This is a genomic window from Lutibacter maritimus (genome assembly GCF_900116115.1).
GTDB classification, from domain to species: domain Bacteria; phylum Bacteroidota; class Bacteroidia; order Flavobacteriales; family Flavobacteriaceae; genus Lutibacter; species Lutibacter maritimus.
Genome location: NZ_FOZP01000005.1, coordinates 118686 through 139635, shown reverse-complemented (window position 1 = coordinate 139635; position 20950 = coordinate 118686). Strand labels below are relative to the sequence as shown.

Annotated in this window: 23 protein-coding genes; 9 read left to right on the top strand and 14 right to left on the bottom strand. The window is 29.9% G+C overall.

The features are described from left to right. Positions 1 to 70: 70 nt before the first annotated feature. Positions 71 to 355, top strand: a complete 285-nt coding sequence (locus tag BM335_RS09420; RefSeq protein ID WP_090225995.1) for a hypothetical protein — start codon at positions 71 to 73, stop codon at positions 353 to 355. A 51-nt stretch (positions 356 to 406) separates the two neighbouring features. Beyond that, on the top strand, positions 407 to 967 hold the full coding sequence (locus tag BM335_RS09415; protein WP_090225990.1) for a peroxiredoxin: 561 nt from the start codon (positions 407 to 409) through the stop codon (positions 965 to 967). Between the two features lie 203 nt (positions 968 to 1170). Here the strand turns inward: BM335_RS09415 and BM335_RS09410 are convergent, their stop codons facing one another. After that, complete coding sequence (locus tag BM335_RS09410) at positions 1171 to 2382, bottom strand: MDR family MFS transporter (protein WP_090225987.1); 1212 nt, start codon at positions 2380 to 2382, stop codon at positions 1171 to 1173. 436 nt (positions 2383 to 2818) lie between these two features. Between BM335_RS09410 and BM335_RS09405 the strand changes: the two genes are divergently transcribed. Next, positions 2819 to 3433, top strand: a complete 615-nt coding sequence (locus BM335_RS09405) for a DUF1684 domain-containing protein (RefSeq protein WP_090225983.1) — start codon at positions 2819 to 2821, stop codon at positions 3431 to 3433. Between the two features lie 151 nt (positions 3434 to 3584). Here the strand turns inward: BM335_RS09405 and BM335_RS09400 are convergent, their stop codons facing one another. The 8 genes from BM335_RS09400 to BM335_RS09365 form a co-directional block, all read right to left on the bottom strand. Further along, positions 3585 to 4826: an ammonium transporter gene (locus BM335_RS09400; protein ID WP_090225979.1), complete on the bottom strand. Its 1242-nt coding sequence runs from the start codon at positions 4824 to 4826 to the stop codon at positions 3585 to 3587. Positions 4827 to 4844: 18 nt separating this feature from the next. After that, positions 4845 to 5183 carry a P-II family nitrogen regulator gene (locus BM335_RS09395; protein ID WP_090225976.1) on the bottom strand — a complete coding sequence of 113 codons (339 nt, stop codon included), beginning with the start codon at positions 5181 to 5183 and terminating at the stop codon, positions 4845 to 4847. Positions 5184 to 5406: 223 nt separating this feature from the next. Continuing rightward, positions 5407 to 6117: a TorF family putative porin gene (locus BM335_RS09390; protein WP_090225972.1), complete on the bottom strand. Its 711-nt coding sequence runs from the start codon at positions 6115 to 6117 to the stop codon at positions 5407 to 5409. 58 nt (positions 6118 to 6175) lie between these two features. Further along, positions 6176 to 7375: an ammonium transporter gene (locus tag BM335_RS09385; protein WP_090225967.1), complete on the bottom strand. Its 1200-nt coding sequence runs from the start codon at positions 7373 to 7375 to the stop codon at positions 6176 to 6178. Positions 7376 to 7411: 36 nt separating this feature from the next. Further along, positions 7412 to 7750, bottom strand: a complete 339-nt coding sequence (locus tag BM335_RS09380) for a P-II family nitrogen regulator (RefSeq protein ID WP_090225963.1) — start codon at positions 7748 to 7750, stop codon at positions 7412 to 7414. 210 nt (positions 7751 to 7960) lie between these two features. Then, a complete protein-coding gene (crcB, locus tag BM335_RS09375) occupies positions 7961 to 8332 on the bottom strand; it encodes a fluoride efflux transporter CrcB (RefSeq protein ID WP_090225960.1) in 372 nt (123 codons plus the stop codon). Between the two features lie 14 nt (positions 8333 to 8346). Beyond that, a complete protein-coding gene (locus BM335_RS09370) occupies positions 8347 to 9312 on the bottom strand; it encodes a BT_3928 family protein (protein WP_090225956.1) in 966 nt (321 codons plus the stop codon). Positions 9313 to 9315: 3 nt separating this feature from the next. Then, entirely contained in the window at positions 9316 to 9855 is a 540-nt protein-coding gene (locus BM335_RS09365) for a DUF1599 domain-containing protein (protein ID WP_090225953.1), read from the bottom strand. Between the two features lie 65 nt (positions 9856 to 9920). Between BM335_RS09365 and BM335_RS09360 the strand changes: the two genes are divergently transcribed. Genes BM335_RS09360 through cdaA form a run of 4 tightly spaced genes read left to right on the top strand, consistent with a single transcriptional unit; the run spans position 9921 to position 12866 of the window. Beyond that, positions 9921 to 10502 carry an LOG family protein gene (locus tag BM335_RS09360; protein WP_090225947.1) on the top strand — a complete coding sequence of 194 codons (582 nt, stop codon included), beginning with the start codon at positions 9921 to 9923 and terminating at the stop codon, positions 10500 to 10502. Beyond that, on the top strand, positions 10502 to 11332 hold the full coding sequence (gene folP / locus BM335_RS09355) for a dihydropteroate synthase (protein ID WP_245780654.1): 831 nt from the start codon (positions 10502 to 10504) through the stop codon (positions 11330 to 11332). Before BM335_RS09360 ends, folP begins: the two co-directional genes overlap by 1 nt. After that, positions 11333 to 12052, top strand: a complete 720-nt coding sequence (locus BM335_RS09350; RefSeq protein WP_090225943.1) for a hypothetical protein — start codon at positions 11333 to 11335, stop codon at positions 12050 to 12052. A 40-nt stretch (positions 12053 to 12092) separates the two neighbouring features. After that, positions 12093 to 12866 carry a diadenylate cyclase CdaA gene (gene cdaA / locus BM335_RS09345; protein ID WP_090225938.1) on the top strand — a complete coding sequence of 258 codons (774 nt, stop codon included), beginning with the start codon at positions 12093 to 12095 and terminating at the stop codon, positions 12864 to 12866. Positions 12867 to 12890: 24 nt separating this feature from the next. Here cdaA and BM335_RS09340 read toward each other — a convergent pair whose 3' ends face one another. Continuing rightward, the gene (locus tag BM335_RS09340) at positions 12891 to 14654 is read right to left on the bottom strand and encodes an ABC transporter ATP-binding protein (protein WP_090225934.1); all 1764 of its coding nucleotides are present in this window, start codon (positions 14652 to 14654) and stop codon (positions 12891 to 12893) included. After that, positions 14647 to 15399, bottom strand: coding sequence for a tRNA pseudouridine(38-40) synthase TruA (gene truA / locus BM335_RS09335; protein WP_090226712.1), 753 nt, complete (start codon positions 15397 to 15399; stop codon positions 14647 to 14649). Before truA ends, BM335_RS09340 begins: the two co-directional genes overlap by 8 nt. 67 nt (positions 15400 to 15466) lie before the next feature. On the opposite strand from truA, the gene BM335_RS09330 reads away from it, so the two are divergent. Then, positions 15467 to 15961, top strand: coding sequence for a metallophosphoesterase family protein (locus tag BM335_RS09330; RefSeq protein ID WP_090225929.1), 495 nt, complete (start codon positions 15467 to 15469; stop codon positions 15959 to 15961). On the opposite strand, the gene BM335_RS09325 is transcribed toward BM335_RS09330, so the two are convergent. The 3 genes from BM335_RS09325 to BM335_RS09315 form a co-directional block, all read right to left on the bottom strand. Beyond that, positions 15958 to 17676 carry a tetratricopeptide repeat-containing sensor histidine kinase gene (locus BM335_RS09325; RefSeq protein ID WP_090225924.1) on the bottom strand — a complete coding sequence of 573 codons (1719 nt, stop codon included), beginning with the start codon at positions 17674 to 17676 and terminating at the stop codon, positions 15958 to 15960. The two genes, BM335_RS09330 and BM335_RS09325, sit on opposite strands and share 4 nt — an antisense overlap. Positions 17677 to 17699: 23 nt before the next feature. Then, positions 17700 to 18362 (bottom strand): response regulator transcription factor, encoded by a 663-nt coding sequence (locus BM335_RS09320; protein WP_317041030.1) that lies wholly within the window; start codon positions 18360 to 18362, stop codon positions 17700 to 17702. 154 nt (positions 18363 to 18516) lie between these two features. Beyond that, positions 18517 to 18951 carry a DUF4293 domain-containing protein gene (locus tag BM335_RS09315; protein ID WP_090225921.1) on the bottom strand — a complete coding sequence of 145 codons (435 nt, stop codon included), beginning with the start codon at positions 18949 to 18951 and terminating at the stop codon, positions 18517 to 18519. 218 nt (positions 18952 to 19169) lie between these two features. Between BM335_RS09315 and rho the strand changes: the two genes are divergently transcribed. Continuing rightward, complete coding sequence (gene rho / locus BM335_RS09310) at positions 19170 to 20939, top strand: transcription termination factor Rho (protein WP_090225916.1); 1770 nt, start codon at positions 19170 to 19172, stop codon at positions 20937 to 20939. Positions 20940 to 20950: the final 11 nt, after the last annotated feature.

Sequence of the window (20950 nt, the reverse complement as noted above, 5' to 3'; positions counted from 1 at the left end):
ATTTAGCATTGCGTTTTAATGTATTATAAAATAATTAGATTTGTGTACAAAACTTAAAACATTTATAATTATGCAGTACAAAAGGCTTGTTATTATCATAAGCACAGCATTAGCGCTATTGTTTATACCATTAATTGCAATGCAGTACACAGATGATGTAAATTGGAGTCTTTTTGATTTTGTAATAGCTGGAATTCTGCTGATTGGAACTGGCTTAATGTGTGAGTTTGCATGGAGAAAAATAAAGAAAATAAAGTATCGAATTGCAATTATTCTTGCAATTCTTGCAACCCTTATAATTATATGGTTAGAACTTGCTATAGGAATTTTTGGATCTCCATTTAGCGGAAACTAAATTAAATAACTAACAAAAAAATGGTATTATTACCAACATAAACTACTACTAATGAAAACACTATTTACATCCCTATTACTAATAACTTTAACAATTACTGGTTTTTCACAAGAATTAACTATTGGCGACCACATTGCACCATTTTCAGGAACAGATGCTTCCGGAAAAACGTGGGAATCAGCAAAGGTAACCTCCGATTTTTTGGTGGTTTATTTTTACCCAGCAGCTATGACAGGTGGTTGCACTAAACAAGCATGTGCCTATAGAGATAACAAAGCTTCTTTTGATAAATTGAATGTGTCAGTTATAGGTGTTAGCGGTGATGAAGTTGAGGGCTTACAGCATTTTAAAGAATCGTACCAATTAAATTTTCCACTATTATCAGATGCTAAGGGCACTATTTCTAAAGTATTTGGGGTACCAACTACCGAAGGCGGAACAATTAACAAAGAATTTGATGGTGAAAGCTTTTTATTGGTTAGAGGGGTTACAACACCACGTTGGACGTTTATTTTAAACAAAGAGCGAAAAATAATTTATAAAAACGCCGATGTAAATGCTGCTGATGATAGTAAAATTGTAAAAGAAGTGATTGAAAAATATTTGAAATAGTGTTCAGTGATGAGAGATGATGGATGAGTAATTCAACTATTTTATTGTAACCTCTAGCGCAGTTGAGAGGTTAATTTATGATAAAATAAACTAGGTCTCGACTGCGCTCGACCTGACAAACACCCAACTGCGCTAGAGGCAACAGCCTAACTTGGTACTTCTCGACTACGCTTGAATAAACAGATATTCGAATACTTTGTAAACTATGCCTTTAAAGATTTTCTAAGCCAAATCATTAATACCATAGCCAACAAACCTAAACCACCCATTAAATACCAGTTTGCTGCAAAACCAAACCTATCAATAACTTCCATACCTGTTTTGGCACTAAAAATATGTGCCAAAGAAAACGCCATAGAATATAGTGCTAAATAACGCCCTTCCTTTCCTATTGGTGCTCTGCTCATTGCAAAATTATTTGTAAACGGAAATGCCAACATTTCACCAACGGTAATTAGTAACATTCCTAAAATTAAAACGCCTACCCACATTACCGTATTTAAAACCAGGAAACTTAAAGCAAAAATCAACAAACTCCAGGTAATAATCTTTAATTTATCAAGCAGTTTTTTTTCGATATAATGAATTAAAGGCATTTCAAACAAAAAGATTAAAAATCCATTTAAAGCCATTAACAATCCAATTTGAACTTCAGATAATGAAAAAATTTCTTTATAATACAGCGGCATAGTTGTAAACAATTGCAAAAATACAAAGCCCATTAAAAACACCACAGCTAAAAATATCCAGAATGGTTTATCTTTATAAACCGATTTTACTTGCGTAACAATATCTTCATCAAGTGTATTGTTATTATTTGCAACTTTTCGTTCTTTCAACACTAATTTCATAATAAAAATAGCGGCAATACACGTTAAACCATCTACCCAAAACAATCCAGGATAGCCAATAGATGCAATAATTATTCCTCCTAAAAAAGGACCAAATGAAAATCCTAAATTAATCGCCAATCTAATTAAGGTTAATGATCTTGTTCTGTTTTCTGGCTTACTGTATGCTTTTAACGACACAAACATTGCTGGCCTAAACATATCTGCTACCATCATAGTTAAAAATATCCCTACTAAAAAACCTTCAAAAGTATGAATAAACTGGAGTGCAATAAATAAAAAACCAGTGGTTAACAAACTTCTAACCATTACTTTATAAAAACCTATAGAATCAGACAATTTTCCACCAATCCAAGTTCCAACAAATGATCCAACTCCAAAACTAGTCATAATCCAACCTACCTGACTTAAGGTTAAATTTAAATCTTGTGTTAAATATAACGACAGAAATGGCAGCACCATAGTACCCGCTCTATTAATAAATGTAATTAGCGCTAAAAACCAAACTTCTTTTGACAAGCCCTTAAAAGAATTATGATACCCTCTAATTGTTCTTTTTACCATGGTATTAAAACTAAAAAAACCCAGCTATTTGCTGGGCTTAAATTGAATTGCTATTATTTATTTTTTAATAATTACAATACACACACAGCAAAATAGTTATTTAATAACCACTTATTTACCACCGTATTTTGTGTACAATAATTCATTTTTTGTGTTTTAAAGTTCAAACATACAAAATAATTTTCAATCATTAACTTCTTATAATATTATTATTATTAAACAGTTGGATGTAATTATTAAAAACGTCAGTTCGAGTATTTTTGTGAAGTATAACGGAACAAAAATGTATTGAGAAATAGTTTTTAATAATCGTCTATCCGTTCTCGATACGATTTTCTGTCTAAAATCACTCGAACTGACGAAAAATTCTCATTAAAAATTAATTATTTTCAACGAGTTATTATTAATTACTATTTTTGAATTTAAATATTTTATGATGAAAAAATTACTTAGCCTACTTTTAATTTCTATAACACTTACGTACTGTACATCTCAAAACACAACATATAAAGATGAAATTAAACTATTTCAATATGAATTAAATACTGAATATGCTGATGCATCAAAATCTCCATTAACAAAAGAAGATTTAAAAACTTTTAAAGCATTAGAGTTTTTTGAAATAAATGAAAAATACAAAGTAACTGCCCAATTGGAATACACACCAAATTCACCCGTTTTTGAATTAAAAACAACTACCGATAGATTGCCTTTGTATAGAAAATATGCGATTGCAACTTTTGTTTTAGATGGAAAAGAACACCAACTAAACATTTACCAAAGTCAAGATTTAATGAATTCTCTTGAATATAAAAACTATTTATTTTTACCATTTAATGATACCACTAATGGAAAAAGTACTTATGGTGGCGGACGGTTTATGGATTTAGAAATACCATCAACAGAAAGCAACACCATAATTATAGATTTTAATAAAGCTTACAATCCTTATTGCGCTTATAATCACACATATTCGTGTCCAATTCCACCCAAAGAAAACACATTAAATATTGCAATTGAAGCTGGCGTAAAAGCTTATAAAAAACATTAAAAAAAGAGCTGCCTAAAAAGTGGAAAAACCGTCAACCTAAACTTGATTCAGGATTTTTTATGGATTGATAACCATATAATGAGATTCTGAAACAAGTTCAGAATGACGTTGCCAAATACTTTTTAGATAACTCTTTCTAAATTTTATAAAATTAATGTTGATTTAAACGAAAATCTGGATACGCATCCATACCATGTTCATGAATATCTAAACCTTCCTGTTCTTCTTCAACCGAAACTCTAATTCCTACTGTTTTCTTTAATGTGTAAATGATTCCAAAAGATGTTAGTACACAAAATGCACCAATAGCAACTACACCTAATAACTGAACCCCAAATTGCGACCAACCGGCTAAATCGCCAAAAATTCCAACAGCTAACGTTCCCCAAATTCCGTTAATTAAATGTACTGCAATAGCACCAACCGGATCATCCAATCTCATTTTATCAACCAAAGCCACACCCAAAACTATTAATGCCCCAGCAATAAATCCTATTACAATAGAATCCGTTACACTCATTACATCAGCTCCTGCAGTTATACCAACCAATCCACCTAAAATTCCGTTTAAAAACATAGATAAATCGTATTGTTTGTACTTAAACAATGAAACTAAAAATGCAGACAACCCACCAGCTGCTGCTGCCATACACGTTGTAACCAACACTTTAGATGTTGCTCCTGGATCTGCAGAAAGTACTGAACCTCCGTTAAAACCAAACCAACCTAACCACAAAATTAACACCCCAGCCGTAGCAAAAGGTACATTATGCCCTGGTATTACACCTATTGATCCATCTTTTTTAAACTTTCCAATTCTAGCACCTAATAAATAGACAGCGACTAAAGCAGCCCATCCACCAACGGAGTGTACTAAGGTTGAACCAGCAAAATCATAAAAACCTAATTCATCTAACCAACCTGCTCCCCATTTCCAAGATCCTGCAATTGGATACACAACTCCAACATATATGATGGTAAAAATCATAAATGCTCCCAATTTCACTCTTTCAGCTACTGCACCTGAAACTATGGTTGCTGCAGTTGCCGCAAACATTCCTTGAAATAAGAAATCTGTCCAATATGTATAATGCCCATCGGCATATGCTAACGTTAAACCATTTTCTGGTTGATTTAATCCAAACAAATTAAAAAAGTAATCTGGAATTACCCCACCAATAAATGAACCAGGATACATTAAATTAAAACCAACTAAAGCATATAAAACCAACCCTATAGAGATGATAAAAACATTTTTAAATAAAATATTAATTGTATTTTTTTGTCGAGTTAAACCAATTTCTAACAATGAAAATCCTAAATGCATTAAAAAAACTAATGCCGTACAAATCATCATCCACACATTGTTAACAGTAAATATTGTTTCTTCCATAATATTAATTCTTAATTTTTATTTTAAAGACGCTGAACCAGTTTCTTTTGTTCTTATTCTATAAGTTTCAATTACATCAGAAACAAATATTTTTCCATCACCAACAGCGCCAGTGTAGGCTGTTTTCAACAATACATCTATAGTTCTGTCTAAAAATGGATCGGATACCACTATGGATAAATACCTTCTTTGAATGTCAGATGTACTATAACTAACACCTCTATACACATGACCTTCCTTTTCGTTTCCAACTCCAGTTACATCCCAGTAGCTAAAAAAATTCACCTCAATTTGATGTAAAGCTTCTTTAACTTCCGTAAATTTTGACTTTCTGATTATTGCTTCAATTTTCTTCATAATTGTACTTTTAATGATTGATTCGGCCAAAAATATATTATTTTTTTATTAACCCCTAATTTTTATAGGGTGTAAATTTAATTTTTAGTGTATTATTAATTTTAACCCTATTTATTTTATAGTTAATTACTAATACTTAAATATTATTAAAAATATAATAAAACAAAATCACCCTAAGGAATACATCCTTAAGGTGATTTTTAACTAAACCTCAATTATAATATTATAGCGAGAACCCGAATGTTAAGTAAACATTTTCAGCATCTGGATTAACCGTTAAAGCCGCATTTACAGGTAAACTAAAAGAATCTGAAATTTTAATTTCTTTTGACGCACTCACCCCTAAATTAATAAAACCAGAACCAGACGTTAAGTAATAACCTGCATCATCCATAAAAACAGCACCAGCAAATATTCCAAAATCTGCAGAACCTATGGTAGTTCCGTAACTGATTTCAGCATAGGTTGAATACGCCTGATCTCCGTTTGCATCCATATCAGCATTTCCTGCAATATTTGTGGCAAGTGTAAAACCAAAATCTCCTGCAGTATACCCTAACATTAATTCCAAAACATGTCCGTTATATTTTAAATAATCCATAGCACCACCTTCTACTGGAAAGAAATAATCTGTTAATGTGATTGAAAAATTATCAGTTGCATTAAAAGTAGCATACAAATCTGCTTCTTGACCAGCAGAAACTCCACCTGTTGAGTATGCTCCCCATGCACCAAAAGCAAATTTTCCGGTAGATAATTCTACATAAGGTTGTAAACTTGGACTAGCACCACCTAATTGTAGACCTCTCCAAATATATCTTGATTGCACATCTAATCCTAAATCTACTGAAGCACCAGATTCTTCCTGAGCATTCATTGCCGTTATTGATAATAATGCTACAAAAACTACTACTATTGTTTTAATTGTTTTCATTCTTTTTAAATTTAATTATTAATAATTGATTGATTGTTATTTAATTTACGCGATTAGACTAATCATTATAAACATTTGCCTTATGTTCATGAATATCTAAACCATCTACCTCTTCTTCTTTAGAAACTCTTAATCCAATTGTTTTCTTTAATACAAACAACACAATAAATGACGTAGCTATTGCCCAAAGACCGATTGCAAATACACCAACTGCTTGCACACCTAACTGATGAAATCCACCACCATATAACAAACCTCCATCAATTGCAAATACACCAACCAATAAAGTACCTATAGCACCACACACACCGTGCACAGAAATAGCCCCAACAGGATCATCTATTTTTAATTTCTTATCTATAAATTCAATTGAAAAAACAATAACTACACCAGCAATAATACCTATTATAGTTGCCCCAACCGGACTAACTGCAGCACAACCAGCTGTAATTGCAACTAAACCTGCCAACGCACCATTTAGCGTCATTGAAATATCTGGTTTTCCGTACAATCCCCAAGAAACAAACATTGCCACTAAAGCTCCTGCTGCAGCCGCCAAATTTGTTGTTATTACAATTCCAGCAACAGCATTTGCATTATCTCCAGAGATTGCTAACTGAGAACCTGCATTAAATCCAAACCAACCTAGCCATAAGATAAAAATACCCAACGCTCCAATTAGTAAGTTATGTCCTTGAATTGCGTTTGACTTTCCATTAGTGTATTTTCCAATTCTTGGTCCCACCAAAAATGCAGCAATTAAAGCAGCCCAACCACCAACAGAGTGAACAACCGTAGAACCTGCAAAATCAATAAACCCTAAATTAGTTAACCAACCTGAACCTTGCCAAACCCAATGACCAGATATAGGATAAATAAAAACAGTCATTATTAAAGAGAAAATAAGGTATGTTGTAAACTTTGTTCTTTCAGCAATTGCTCCAGAAACTATAGTTGCAGCCGTTGCTGCAAAAACAGTTTGAAAGAATAAGTTGTGCATATTTTCAGCATCAGAGAAAAACAATGAAGGGCTTCCTATAAAAGCACTTATAGAATCTCCATACATAATTGTATAACCAATAGCCCAAAAACCAAGACTACCTATACACAAATCCATTAAGTTTTTCATGATTATATTTCCAGCATTTTTAGCTCTTGTAAATCCAGTTTCCACAAGCGTAAAACCCGCTTGCATAAAAAACACTAAAATTCCACAAACCACTATCCACATTAAGTCTAATACAGCATTAGTATCCATAATATTTATTTTTTATAAGTTTAAAATTGATTTTTATTATTTTAAGGCGTCAGATCCTTTTTCTTTGGTTCTTATCCTATAGGTTTCTTCAATATCTGATACAAATATTTTTCCGTCCCCAACCATTCCCGTACACGCCGTTCTTAACAAGACATCTATTGTTCTATCTAAAAATGGATCAGAAACTACAATTGATAAAAACCTTCGCTGAATATCTGATGTGCTATAACTAACACCTCTATACACATGACCTTGCTTTTCATTACCAACACCAGTTACATCCCAGTAACTAAAAAAATTAACCTCAATTTGATGCAAAGCCTCTTTAACTTCATCAAATTTTGATTTTCTAATAATTGCTTCAATTTTCTTCATAATAAAGTGATTTTTATAATTGATTTCGAAGCAAAAGTATATTATATTTTTTTTACCCCCTAATTTTTTAGGGGTATCAATGTTATTTTTATATTTTATTTATTTTTACCCCTATTTTTTTATAGGTATAAAAAAATAATAGTTCTATTTTATCGAATATAATCGAATAAAATAGAACTATAAATTAGTTTTAAAGGATAAAATGAGGTACTACACTAGTTTTGAAAGATAAATTCCTGCAAAAACAGCAGAAAAACCGACTAGGAGAGAAATAAATGTGTAAAATAAAAAATTTAAGTAATCACCATTTTTAATAAATAGTTGATTTTCATAAGCAAAGGTAGAAAAAGTTGTAAATCCTCCACAAAACCCTGAAGCTAATAATAACGATTGGCTTTGCGACATATTAGATGTTTTTGATAAATAACCCAATATTAATCCAATTAACAAACTCCCGAACACATTTGCAAGAAAGGTTCCGTAAGGAATGTGATTTCCAGGCGTATTTAAATATTTACCTACAAAATACCTAGCAACACTTCCAAAACCACCACCTATAAAAACCAAAAAAGCTTGTTTCATTAGTATTTTGAATATTAATTGAGTTTAACTTTATCAGCATCAATCCAATTCCATTTACCTTTTACAACACCTTCTTCTAAAGTTAAAATTCCTGGATTTGCTCTAATAATAGTTTTCAACGTTGTTTCATCGCAAAACAACATGTCAAAATTTAAGTCAAACTCTTCTTTAATATCTATAAATTCATCATTTAAAGATGCGGATAATGCATAAACAGTATACCCTTTTTCAAGAGCTTTATCGGTAACTTTTTTAATATTAGTAAAACCATCTCTGTCACTTTTGCTAATATTATACATTATAATTAGTAGTGCTTTTTTATCAGCTAATACTTTATCAGTTAAATTTTCGCCATCATTAGATTCCAAATAAAAGTCGTGTATTGGTGGTAATTCTTGTCCAACAAATTTCATTCCTTCAGGAATACTATTTCCTACTGCATAGGGTCTAAAATCTATAATTGGTAAATGCACCAATACATAATAGGTAATATATAAAAATGCAAAAAACGATAGAAAGGTTGACCATTTAGCAATTGGAACACTAAAAATTGGGGAAATAAGTTTAGATTTCCATACTAAAATTAAGATGAGCGCAATTAATACCACATTTTTATAAAATGTTCCCCAGGTTGATAGTTTTACAGCATCACCAAAACAACCACAATCTGTTACCTTATTATAATAAGCGGAATACCACGTTAAAAATAAAAACACAGTAATTAAAAGTAACAAACTCCATGCTGTAAATTTTGGTAAATACCCAACCAATAACATAACACCTAGCATAATTTCTGCTAAAATTAATAGTATTGAAAATGGCAACGCATACGGAATCAAAAATTCAAGATTTAAAACATCAACACCAAAATATTCTTGAAACTTGTAAGCAGAGCCTAAAGGATCTACTAATTTTACAAATCCTGAAAAAATAAATGTGAACGCAACAAAAAACCTACAAATTTGAACCAATACTTTCATTTTCTAATTTTCTTTTAAATGGATTAACGCAAAAACAGCATAATTAATCATATCCTGATAATTTGCATCAATTCCTTCTGATACAATTGTTTTTCCTTTATTATCTTCTATCTGTTTTACACGCAATAATTTTTGAAGAATTAAATCTGTTAACGAACTCACACGCATATCGCGCCAAGCCTCACCATAATCATGATTTTTATCTTCCATTAATTTTTTGGTAATACTTACGTGTTTATCATATAGTTTTATAGCTTCATCCATCGTTAAATCTGGCTGTTCAACTACACCTTTTTCTAGTTGAATTAAAGCCATTATAGCATAATTTATTATACCAATAAATTCAGAAACTTCACCTTCATCTACTTTTCTTGTAGAATTTTCTTGTAACTGACGAATGCGTTGCGCTTTAATAAATATTTGATCGGTTAATGATGGCAATCTTAATATTCGCCAAGCACTTCCATAATCTTTTAGCTTGTTACTATATAAGGTGCGGCATTTTTCAATAACCTCATCGTATTGTTTTGAAGTTTGTTGCATGTAACTTTAATTATTTCCGTAAATTTCGAACAAATTTAATGAATTAAAAAATCAATTCCCCAATTATGAAGAAAGTTGCTGTTTTTTGTGGTTCTAGTTTAGGATTTAATGAAATTTATAAGAATGATGCTATAAAATTAGGTTTATATTTTGCCAAAAACAATATTGGATTGGTGTATGGCGGTGGAAAAATTGGAATGATGGGCGTTATTGCTGATACTATTATTGAAAAAAAAGGTGAAGTTATTGGCGTTATTCCTGGTTTATTACGCCACGAAGAAGTTGCTCATACAAATATTACAGAAATGATTGTTACTAAAACCATGAGCAAACGAAAAGTGAGAATCAGCAAATTGGTGGATGGGTATATTGCATTACCTGGTGGATTTGGTACTTTAGATGAAATTTTTGAAGCGTTAACCCTCAATCAACTCGGCATTGAAAAAAAACCAGTTGGCATTTTAAATACTAACGGATTTTTTAACCACTTAATTAAACAATTAGATGTGATGGTTACAGAAGGTTATTTAAAACAGTCTAACAAAGAAATGCTGATTGTTAGCGAATCTGTTGATGATTTAATTACAAAAATGTTTAACTACAAAGCGCCAGAAATGAGCAAAGTAATTAATAAAGTAGTGCGATAATGAAAAGTATAAATTGTAAAGGAACGCTTATTGACCTTACTTCACCAAAAGTAATGGGAATTTTAAATATTACACCAGATTCTTTTTTTGATGGTGGAAAATTTAACAACACAACTTCCATCATTTCACAAGTTGAAAAAATGTTAAGTGAAGGCGCTACTTTTATTGATATTGGTGCATATTCTTCACGCCCAGGCGCAAAACATATTTCAGAAGAAGAAGAATTAAACAGAATTATCCCTGTTGTAGAGTTATTAACGAGTGAATTTCCAGACATTTTAATTTCTATTGATACGTTTAGAAGTATTGTTGCCGAACAATGTGTGCAAAAAGGCGCTTGTATAATTAATGATATTTCTACAGGAAGTATGGACAACAATATGTTTTCTACTATTGCAAAACTGCAAGTACCTTATATTATTATGCATATGCAAGGCACACCGCAAAATATGCAAGAAAACCCAATATATGATGCTATTGTAAAAGATGTACTATATTATTTCTCAAAAAAAATTGCTGCACTTCGTGATTTAGGTGTAAATGATGTTATTGCTGATGTTGGCTTTGGTTTTGGAAAAACATTAGAACACAATTACAAATTATTATCGCACTTAGAGTTATTTAACAATTTAGATATTCCCACTTTAGTTGGTTTATCTAGAAAATCAATGTTATTTAAACCGTTAGATATTTCGCCAAAAGAAGCCTTAAATGCTACCACTAGCGCAAACACAATTGCTTTAACAAAAGGAACTAATATTTTAAGAGTGCACGATGTAAAAGAAGCTGTTGAAGCTATAAAAATTACTGAATTATTAAAAAATAACTAAATGAAAAAATTAATACCACTACTATTTATACTTACTTTATTTGGTTGCAGTAAAAAAGAAGTTAAAATACCAACTTTAGCAGAAAAAGGTATACAAGAAGTATTTAATCATTCACAAGTTTGGTTTTTCTTTGACGTAAAAGACAACGATACCATTGCAAATTTAAATAGAAAAAACACTATTAGCACAACTCACTGGATTTATAACATTGATAAAAGGTTGCCTTTAAAAACATTTATTCCAACTATTATCACATTACAAGATAAACACAAAAACTCAATACACTCAGAAGAAGGAATGCATGATTATTTTAGTTATTCTGATACCATTTCAAAAAAACTATCATTTATAGCATTTGATAGCGTTGTTTTTAAATCTAACGCAATAACTTCAAGAGATTATCTAAGCAAACATGCTAAAACCTATGAGAATTACACGAACATAAGTTTAATATTTACTGAATTAAAAGTTTGGATTAATGATATGCCTGTTGAAAAAAAGGATTTTAAAACAACGCTTTTAAACATTATTAAAAATTCAGCGCCAGAAAAGCAAAAAATGCTTCATTTAAATTTCACTGAAAATATTTCATATCAGGGTTATTTATATTACAAAACACTTATAAATAATATTACTGACACAACTATAAAAACCAATACTATAGAATTTATATTTAATGAAGAAAAAGTAGGTTTTTGTGATTGCTTAATTAACGAATAACAAGAATCTTTTTCCTATTTTTACAAAAAATACTAACTAAATGCTCGATTTTTTAGACTTTACATTTTTAGATGCTTTAGACATTTTATTAGTCGCTACTTTATTGTATTATATTTATAAATTGCTAAAAGGAACAGTTGCTATTAATATTTTTATTGGAATTGCACTGGTAGTTTTAATTTGGAAAATTACTGAAGCATTGCAAATGAAAATGCTAAGTAGCTTATTAAATGCTTTAATTAGTTTAGGCGCAATTGCCATATTAATTGTATTTCAACCTGAAGTTAGAAAGTTTTTATTAATGATTGGATCTACAAACTTTACCAATAAAAAGAATTTTTTAAAACAATTAAAGTTTTTAAATACTGAAATTCACACTTCAATGGATGTTGAAGCTATTGTTGCTGCTTGCGAATCGATGGCACTTACCAAAACAGGCGCACTAATTGTTTTAGAAAGAACACATAATTTAGATTTTGTAAAACCAACAGGCGACAAAATGAATGCCGAAATTAGTTCTCCTATTTTAGAAAGTATTTTTTACAAAAATAGTCCGTTGCACGATGGAGCAATTATTATAAAAGAAAATTATATTATTGCTACACGTATCATTTTACCATTATCTACTAAAACACTCCCTTCTCGATTTGGTTTAAGACACAGAGCTGCTATTGGTATAACTGAAAAAACAGACGCACTTTGTTTGGTAGTTTCAGAAGAAACAGGTAAAATATCCTATATAAAAAATGGAGAATTTGTGTTATTTAAAAATACAAACGAACTAATTGAAACTATAAGATACGATTTAAATTAGATGATTTAAAACCTATTTTTAGTTTTAAAAAACTTCATTTGCAAACTGCATATCATATAAATTTTTATAATAACCTTCTTTTGCAAGTAATTCAGCATGAGATCCTTGCTCAACAATATTACCTTTATCCATTACAATAATTCTATCTGCCTTTTTCACAGTTGTTAATCTGTGCGCAATTATTATAGATGTTTGATATTGCGTAATTTTATCTGTAGCTTGTTGAATTAATTTCTCTGAATACGAATCTATTGAAGAAGTTGCTTCATCTAAAATTAACACGCTTGGTTTACTAACGTACGCTCTTAAAAACGCAATTAATTGTCGTTGTCCTGCCGATAGCATTACACCACGTTCTTTTACATTATAATTATAATCATTTGGTAAACTCATAATAAAATCATGAATACCAATTTCTTTAGCTGCGTCTTTAACTTGCTCAAGAGAAATTTTATTATTGCTTAAAACAATATTATTATAAATGGTATCAGAAAATAAAAATACATCTTGCAGTACCACAGCAATTTGCTTTCTTAAAGAAGGTAAAGTATACGCATCAACATTATTTCCATCAATACAAATTTCACCTTTATCAATTTCATAAAAACGATTTACCAAATTAATAATAGTAGATTTTCCAGCACCAGTTGCACCTACAATTGCAATAGTTTCACCCGCATTAACTTGTAAATTAATACCTTTTAAAACTTCTTCTCCTTTTATATAACTAAAATGCACATCTTTAAATGAAATATTACCTTTAAAATGTGTTGCTTGTAAATCGCCTGTTTTAGCAATTTTACTATCAGTATCTAACACTTCAAAAACACGATCTCCGGCAACCATTCCCATTTGAAGCGTATTAAATTTATCGGCTATTTGACGTAATGGTCTAAATAACATTTGAGACATCATAATAAATGCAATTATTTCACCGGCATTTGTAGATCCGTTTGAAACCACATCTAAACCACCATACCAAACCGACAAACCAACTGCAATTGATGATAAAATTTCTGCAATTGGAAAGAAAATTGAATAGTACCAAACGGTTTTTATGTATGCTTTTTTATGTTTGTCATTAATACTTACAAAATTATCATACTCAATTTTTTCTCTATTAAAAAGTTGCACAATATTCATTCCTGTTACTCTTTCCTGCACAAAGCCATTTAAATTTGCCACTTGCAAACGTACTTCTTGAAAAGATGCTTTAATTGCAATTTGAAATAATTTTGTAGCATAAATTAAAATTGGCAACACAATAAATGAAATGAGCGCCATTTTCCAGTTCATCCACAACATTACAATTGCCACTACAAACATTTTTAAAATATCACTTACAATCATGAACAATCCTTGTCCAAAAAACTGTGCAATAGTTTCTGTATCTGAAACCAATCTTGTTACTAATTTTCCTACGGAAGAATTATCAAAATATGTCATTTTAAACTGCAACATATGTTTTTGCAGTTTTATTCTAATATCTTTAATAATATGCTGACCAAGCCAGTTTACTTTATAAATAAATATAAACTGTAAAAAAACTTCACTTAATAAAAAAACCACCATCAACAAAGCGTAATACATTAACCCTTCTTTGTCTTTATTTTCAAGATATACATTTACAACTTTTTGTAATAAAATTGGTTTTACAACGGAAACTAACGACAATAGAATTGCAGAAATAGTTCCAATAAAAAATTGTAAACGATAGTCTTTTGCAAAACTCATTAACCTTTTAAATATAACTGGGTCAAACGCTTTGCCTGTAACTTTTTTACTCATGAATAAATAGTGTTTTTGGGTATATTACCTTGGTCAAAAATAGTCCTTTTGCTGGCACTGAAGGTCCTGCATTACTTCTATTTTTACTTTCAATTATTTTTTTAAAATCTTCAATAGTTATTTTTTCTTCTCCTACTTCTAATAACGTACCAACAACAGCTCTTACCATATTTCTTAAAAATCTGTCTGCTGAAATATGAAAAATAAGAAAATTATCATCCTCAATCCATTGGGCATTTGTAATAGCACAATTGTATGTTTTTACATCAGAATTTGAACGAGAAAAACATTGAAAATTAGTGTAAGTTAACAAAATTTCGGCTGCCTCATTCATTTTATCAATATTTAACTTTTTATTAATAAGTTGCCAAGTTGTTTCTGTTAAAAAAGGATTTCTACCTTTAAAAATACGATATTCATAACTTCTACTAATTGCATCAAAACGAGCATGCGCCTCATTTTCAACCTTTAAAATATCATGTATAACAATATCGTTAGGCAATAATGAATTTAACTTATAAAGCACTTCTTCAACATTAAAGTCCGTTTCAATATCTACATGTGCAAACATTTGAGCTGCGTGAACACCACTGTCTGTTCGTCCCGCACCAAGAATATCAATAGTTGTTCTAAAAACAGTAGACATTGCTTTATTTATAAGTTCTTGCACACTTACGGCATTTGGTTGATATTGCCAACCATGATAATTAGTTCCTTTATATGATAATTCAATAAAATATCTCAACTGAAATGTTATTTTTGCACCGTTGCAAATATACAGCATATTTACAATTTCTATATTTTAAAACGTTATGAAAAAAATTTTACTACTTTCTGACACGCATAGCTTTGTTGATGAACAAATTTTAAAGTTTGTAAAACAGGCTGATGAAGTTTGGCACGCGGGAGACATTGGTAGTTTAGATGTTATTGATACTTTAAAAAAATTAAAACCAGTAAGAGCTGTTTATGGTAATATTGATAACCATGTAATTAGATCAGAATTTCCGCTTGACTTAAAATTTACTATTGAAGACGTCGCTGTTTGGATAACACATATTGGAGGTTACCCAAACAGGTATGATGTTAGAATAAAAGAAGAATTAACTAAAAATCCTCCAAAATTATTTATTTGCGGACATTCTCATATTTTAAAAGTAATTTATGATAAAAAATTGAATTTATTACATATGAATCCTGGAGCCGCTGGCAAACACGGTTTTCATAAAGTTAGAACAATGCTTCGATTTGAAATTAACGCTGGAAATATTACCAATTTAGAAATTATTGAATTAGAAAAACGTTAGTATACAATTGGAACGGAAATAAATATACGCGTACCCTCATTTGTTGAAGTTATTTTAATCAGCCCGTTTAATACATTTATTCTTGCTTCAACTTGACTGATACCAATGCCGTCTTGCATAGTAATTTTATCCAAATCAAAACCAATTCCGTTATCACTTACAACAATTTGCAAATTACCTTCAATTTGTTCAATTTTAATTAAACCATTTGTAGATTTACTGTGTTTTAAAATATTATTTACTAATTCATTAATTATATTAAATATTTTAATTTCAAAATTTTGCTCAAAACGAGTAATATTTTTGTACTCGCACGCAATAACTAAATTAGAATTTGAAGATTTTTCGCACAAATCCTGCACAGCAACACCAATTCCAAATTTTAATAAAACTGCAGAAATTAAATTATGCGACAAATCTCTAATTTGCTCTGAAGCTTCATTTATAATACTTTGAGATTTTTCAATCTCAACAGGAACTGTTCCTTGTAATTGTTTTTTACAAGCATATAAATGTAAATTTGCAGCAGACAACATTGCACTAATATTATCATGCAATACTGAAGCAATTTTTTTACGCTCTTCAAGTCTGCCATCTAAAGTTGCTGTAAGAATTTTTAATTGTAAATCTCCTTTTATTTTTTCAAGCTTACTTTGATGTACTAATATTTCTTGTTGAATTTTAAGATTGTAATTTTTCTTTCTCAGTTTAATTACTTTATAAAGCACATAAATTCCTGCGAGTAAAATTAAAATAGCAAATGTTAAACCATATATTAAATATTCAGCCTCTTTTCTTTTTACACGTTCAATTTCTGCTTCTTTTGCTTTAGATTCAACCTTAAATTTAGATTCAATTTCAGCAATTTCTTTGTATTTTAATTCTTGATTTAAAGAATCATTTAAAGAAAAATATTTATCCTGATATTCAAAAGCTTTTTCAAAATCTTTTAATCCACTATATGCATATGCTAAGTTTATGTATGAAGTGCTTCTTGTTTTTTTCTGAAGTTCATCTTGCCCAAAACCAACCAACGAAAGTGCTTTTTTAAAAGTTTCTAAAGCCGCTTTATAATTGCCGGTCATATAATAAATACCTCCTAAGTTATTTAAAATTCCAGCTTCAATTTCTTTATTCCCTATAATTCTTTGATGTTCTATAGCAATTTTAGAATGTTCTATAGCTTTTGGGTAATTTGCTTTTAAGTAATAAATTCCTGAAAGATTAGCATGTGATTTTGCTTTAAAATCATGATTATTTTCAAGTTTATCACCAATAAAAATGGCTTTTTCATAATTTACCAAAGCACTATCTATTTCGCCTTCATTCTGAAAATTGCCTCCTTTTTTAAAGTAAATAATTTGAATTTCATTTTTATCATCTTTAGCAGATTTCAAGGCGTTTTCTAAATAAGCAGTTGATTTTTTATAATCTCCATTATCTCTATAAATATCTGCTAATAATAAATTTGCTTGAAAAATAACAGAATTATCTTTTCTAATGGTTGCCTCTTTTAAAAGCACATACAGACTTTCAAGCGCCTCTTTTGTATTTCCTTGCTGAAGTATTTTTTTAATTGCCTCTATTCTTTTATCATCAGAAGAAATTTGAAATTCAAATTCAGACAATGTGTTATTAGAAAATAAATTTTGAGTATTCCCAACAAATAATAGTAAAAGGAAAATGGTATTAAAAATTAATTTTAGTTTACGCATATGAAATAAAATTACTAAAATACCTAAACTAAGTTATTTTTAAGTGCATAAATAGCTAATCCTACAACATTTTTTACATTTAACTTAGAAATTAAGTTTTTTCTGTGAGTTTCAACGGTATTTACTGAAATATGTAATTGATCACTTATTTCTTTAGTATTGTATTGCTTTGCTATTAATTGAAGTACATCTAGTTCTCTAGGAGTTAATGAGCTAAAAAATGAGCCATCTTGCGAAACAAATTCTTTACTTGTAGATTTATGGGTGTTAAAAGTATCCAATAATTTTTGTTGAATACTTTTTTCAAAATATTGCTCGCCATTATTTACTTTATTAATAGCTTCAACAATATTTTCGCCGGCGCATTTTTTAGCTAAAAAACCAAGTGCTCCTATTTTCAAAACTTCTTTAATAAGTTTTACGTCATCATAACTAGATAAAACGATAACTTTTTGTTGAAAATTGTTATTAAAAAAATTTTGCAGTACTGCAATTCCATCAACTTTAGGCATATTAATATCCAATATTAAAACATCTGCCGTATTAGTTTTAAACCATTTTAAAACATCTTCGCCATTGAGTGAGAAACCAACGACTTCAATATTTTCTTCAGAAGATAAAACTGCAATTATTCCATCAATTAAAATTTGATGATCATCTGCAATATAAACTTTAATCTTTTTCATTATTTTCCTCATCTCAAATATATTTAATTAACAAAACTTAAATGTACCCAAAAATAGTGATATTTATTTATCACTGAAAACCGTTAGAAACAAAAAACCATTTCAAATTTATTGAAATGGTTTATTTTGCACTAAATATACTAAGATGTTAGGATTATCGCAATCTATCCACAGATTTTACAAGTTCTTCATCCCTTTTTATTGCTCTATTAGCTAACACAACTAAAACAATGGTTAAAATAGGAATAATTAACCCAATACCTTTCTCTGAAACTATTGTTTCTCCAGATAAATTTTGTGAAAAATATACAAGAATACCTAATAAAATAAAATTGATCAAAATTGAAAATCTACCAATAACAAATTGTAATTTTCTATTTTTATAAAGAAAAATAGCAATAAACGTTAGTATGGCAGATATAAAAAACAATAACGAAAGTACCACTAGTAATTTATTTCCAGAACTAAAAGCATCCATCACATAAAATGCGTTTCCTTCAACATTTTTCCATAGGTCTAAAAAAAATATAAGTCCTCCAGAGGCTATGGTAGCAATTAATAAATAAATGGTTTGAATTCTTTGAATCATTGTTTTATTTAATAGATTGCAAAAATACATTTTATTTTTAAAGAATTAAATATTTAGTTTATAAATAAATTTATATATTTGCATTAATAGTATAACATAATTGTACTAAACAACTACAACCAAAACTTTTATCACCACTATTGATTTACTCATAATTAAATTCTTAACAATTAAGAAACTACAATTAATACATTAACAATTATTATATATTAAAAATAATGTTTGAAATTTCCCAACTAAAGGAGAAAACACTTTTAGAATTACAAGAGATTGCCAAAACAATTGGTGCAAAAAAATATAGCCAATTAAAAAAACTAGATTTAGTTTATGCAATTTTAGATATTCAAGCGGCCACTCCAGCAAAAGTTACTCAAAACGAATCTGCAAACGAAGGTAAGGTTAAAAGAAAACGAATCGTTAAAAAACCAAAACCTGCAAAGGAAAATGCTACTAACGCAGTTCCTGCAAAGCAAGAAATAATTTCAGAGTCTCAGCCTGAAATTACAAAAACTGTTAAAACAGAACCTAAAAAGACAGTGTCACAAAAAAAACCTAAAGAGGCAATTGAAGAACCGTCTAAAAAAACTGATAATCAAACTAATGAGAAATCAGCTCCAACTTTATCAGAGAAAGAATCGAATAATTTAAAATCTGAAGAAAAACCAAATCAGGTTAAAAAGGAAAAATCACATCCAACACAACAAAACAAACCAAAACACCAAAACAAACCTCAAGGTCAAGGAAATCCTCAGCAAAACAATCAGCAAAACAACAATCAGCAAAACAACAATCAACAACAAGCTGGAAACCAACCTAGAGATAACAAAGGTCCTAGAAAATCTGGAAACAGATATAGAGATCCAGATTACGAGTTTGATGGGATTATAGAAAGTGAAGGTGTTTTAGAAATGATGCCAGATGGTTACGGTTTTTTAAGATCTTCCGATTATAATTATTTATCATCACCTGATGACATTTATCTATCTCAATCTCAAATAAAATTATTTGGATTAAAAACTGGTGATACAGTAAAAGGTGTTGTAAGACCACCAAAAGAAGGTGAAAAATATTTTCCGCTAATTAGAGTTTCTAAAATTAACGGATTAAGCCCAAATGTTGTTAGAGATAGAGTATCATTTGAGCACTTAACACCTTTATTTCCTCAAGAAAAATTTAATTTAGCTGGAAGAAATAGTACACTTTCAACCAGAATAATCGATTTGTTTTCTCCAATTGGAAAAGGGCAAAGAGGTATGATAGTATCTCAGCCTAAAACGGGTAAAACAATGTTACTAAAAGATATTGCAAACTCTATTGCATCTAACCACCCTGAAGTATATCAAATAATCTTATTAATTGATGAAAGACCTGAAGAGGTTACAGATATGCAACGTAGCGTTAAAGGTGAAGTTGTAGCATCAACTTTTGATGAACCTGCAGAAAAACATGTTAGAGTTGCAAATATTGTTTTAGAAAAAGCAAAGAGATTGGTTGAATGTGGGCATGACGTTGTTATTTTACTTGATTCAATAACTCGTTTGGCAAGAGCATATAATACTGTTGCACCAGCTTCTGGTAAAATTTTATCAGGTGGTATTGATGCAAATGCTTTACACAAACCAAAACGCTTTTTTGGAGCAGCAAGAAATATTGAAAACGGAGGATCATTATCTATTATTGCAACAGCATTAACTGAAACAGGTTCAAAAATGGATGAAGTTATTTTTGAAGAGTTTAAAGGTACAGGTAATATGGAACTTCAATTAGAACGCAACATTGCTAATAGAAGAATTTATCCTGCTATTGATTTAGTGAAATCTAGTACACGTAGAGATGATTTATTATTAGATGCTAAAACCGTACAACGTATGTGGGTTTTAAGAAAGTATCTTGCGGATATGAACCCTGTAGAAGCAATGGAATTCATTAAAGGTAAAATTCAATACACTACTTCAAACGAAGAGTTTTTAATCTCTATGAACGGTTAAAACTAATAAAT

What these genes read in the sequence shown, in the direction of transcription:
- BM335_RS09380 (WP_090225963.1), bottom strand. Translation starts at nt 7,750, where the DNA reads ATGAAGAAAATTGAAGCAATTATTAGAAAATCAAAATTTGATGAAGTT.
- BM335_RS09385 (WP_090225967.1), bottom strand. Translation starts at nt 7,375, where the DNA reads ATGGATACTAATGCTGTATTAGACTTAATGTGGATAGTGGTTTGTGGA.
- BM335_RS09320 (WP_317041030.1), bottom strand. Translation starts at nt 18,362, where the DNA reads ATGAAAAAGATTAAAGTTTATATTGCAGATGATCATCAAATTTTAATT.
- cdaA (WP_090225938.1), top strand. Translation starts at nt 12,093, where the DNA reads ATGCTCGATTTTTTAGACTTTACATTTTTAGATGCTTTAGACATTTTA.
- BM335_RS09330 (WP_090225929.1), top strand. Translation starts at nt 15,467, where the DNA reads ATGAAAAAAATTTTACTACTTTCTGACACGCATAGCTTTGTTGATGAA.
- BM335_RS09415 (WP_090225990.1), top strand. Translation starts at nt 407, where the DNA reads ATGAAAACACTATTTACATCCCTATTACTAATAACTTTAACAATTACT.
- BM335_RS09315 (WP_090225921.1), bottom strand. Translation starts at nt 18,951, where the DNA reads ATGATTCAAAGAATTCAAACCATTTATTTATTAATTGCTACCATAGCC.
- BM335_RS09350 (WP_090225943.1), top strand. Translation starts at nt 11,333, where the DNA reads ATGAAAAAATTAATACCACTACTATTTATACTTACTTTATTTGGTTGC.
- BM335_RS09390 (WP_090225972.1), bottom strand. Translation starts at nt 6,117, where the DNA reads ATGAAAACAATTAAAACAATAGTAGTAGTTTTTGTAGCATTATTATCA.
- BM335_RS09410 (WP_090225987.1), bottom strand. Translation starts at nt 2,382, where the DNA reads ATGGTAAAAAGAACAATTAGAGGGTATCATAATTCTTTTAAGGGCTTG.
- BM335_RS09420 (WP_090225995.1), top strand. Translation starts at nt 71, where the DNA reads ATGCAGTACAAAAGGCTTGTTATTATCATAAGCACAGCATTAGCGCTA.
- BM335_RS09325 (WP_090225924.1), bottom strand. Translation starts at nt 17,676, where the DNA reads ATGCGTAAACTAAAATTAATTTTTAATACCATTTTCCTTTTACTATTA.
- BM335_RS09340 (WP_090225934.1), bottom strand. Translation starts at nt 14,654, where the DNA reads ATGAGTAAAAAAGTTACAGGCAAAGCGTTTGACCCAGTTATATTTAAA.
- BM335_RS09395 (WP_090225976.1), bottom strand. Translation starts at nt 5,183, where the DNA reads ATGAAGAAAATTGAAGCAATAATCAGAAAGTCAAAATTTACGGAAGTT.
- BM335_RS09370 (WP_090225956.1), bottom strand. Translation starts at nt 9,312, where the DNA reads ATGAAAGTATTGGTTCAAATTTGTAGGTTTTTTGTTGCGTTCACATTT.
- BM335_RS09360 (WP_090225947.1), top strand. Translation starts at nt 9,921, where the DNA reads ATGAAGAAAGTTGCTGTTTTTTGTGGTTCTAGTTTAGGATTTAATGAA.
- BM335_RS09365 (WP_090225953.1), bottom strand. Translation starts at nt 9,855, where the DNA reads ATGCAACAAACTTCAAAACAATACGATGAGGTTATTGAAAAATGCCGC.
- folP (WP_245780654.1), top strand. Translation starts at nt 10,502, where the DNA reads ATGAAAAGTATAAATTGTAAAGGAACGCTTATTGACCTTACTTCACCA.
- BM335_RS09400 (WP_090225979.1), bottom strand. Translation starts at nt 4,826, where the DNA reads ATGGAAGAAACAATATTTACTGTTAACAATGTGTGGATGATGATTTGT.
- rho (WP_090225916.1), top strand. Translation starts at nt 19,170, where the DNA reads ATGTTTGAAATTTCCCAACTAAAGGAGAAAACACTTTTAGAATTACAA.
- crcB (WP_090225960.1), bottom strand. Translation starts at nt 8,332, where the DNA reads ATGAAACAAGCTTTTTTGGTTTTTATAGGTGGTGGTTTTGGAAGTGTT.
- BM335_RS09405 (WP_090225983.1), top strand. Translation starts at nt 2,819, where the DNA reads ATGAAAAAATTACTTAGCCTACTTTTAATTTCTATAACACTTACGTAC.